This is a genomic window from Mycobacterium sp. 1245499.0, from assembly GCF_001673615.1.
In the GTDB taxonomy this organism is placed as follows: domain Bacteria; phylum Actinomycetota; class Actinomycetes; order Mycobacteriales; family Mycobacteriaceae; genus Mycobacterium; species Mycobacterium europaeum_A.
Genome location: NZ_LZMG01000360.1, coordinates 1 through 547, shown reverse-complemented (window position 1 = coordinate 547; position 547 = coordinate 1). Strand labels below are relative to the sequence as shown.

2 pseudogenes are annotated in these 547 nt (G+C 73.1%); one reads left to right on the top strand and one right to left on the bottom strand.

From position 1 onward, the window contains the following. A pseudogene (locus A5646_RS30120) lies at positions 1–216 on the bottom strand (hypothetical protein); the annotation flags it as partial. On the opposite strand from A5646_RS30120, the pseudogene A5646_RS22320 reads away from it, so the two are divergent. Next, positions 179–547, top strand: a pseudogene (locus A5646_RS22320) (AMP-binding protein); the annotation flags it as partial. The pseudogenes A5646_RS30120 and A5646_RS22320 overlap by 38 nt on opposite strands.

Below are 547 nucleotides of genomic sequence, written 5' to 3'. Positions count from 1 at the left end.
GCCGGGCGCCCAGCGATCCACCACCTCGGCCGGGCAGGCCTCGCCGACCACCGCCAGCGTCACCGACTCCAGCCCCTTCGGCGACAGCATCGCCACCGCCGACGGGGTCTGCGTCAACACAGTGACCTCCGCGTCGACGAGCAGGGCGTGGAAGTCCTTCGGCGAGCGGGCCACCGACTCGGGCACCACCGGTGTCCCCAAGGGCGTGGCGATCACCCACCGCAACGTGACCCAGCTGCTGGACACCCTGGACGCCGGCCTGCCGCGGGTGGGCGTGTGGACGCAGAGCCACTCGTACGCCTTCGACGTGTCGGTCTGGGAGATCTTCGGCGCGCTGCTGCGCGGCGGCCGGCTGGTGGTGGTGCCCGAGTCGGTGGCCCGCTCGCCGAAGGACTTCCACGCCCTGCTCGTCGACGCGGAGGTCACTGTGTTGACGCAGACCCCGTCGGCGGTGGCGATGCTGTCGCCGAAGGGGCTGGAGTCGGTGACGCTGGCGGTGGTCGGCGAGGCCTGCCCGGCCGAGGTGGTGGATCGCTGGGCGCCCGGC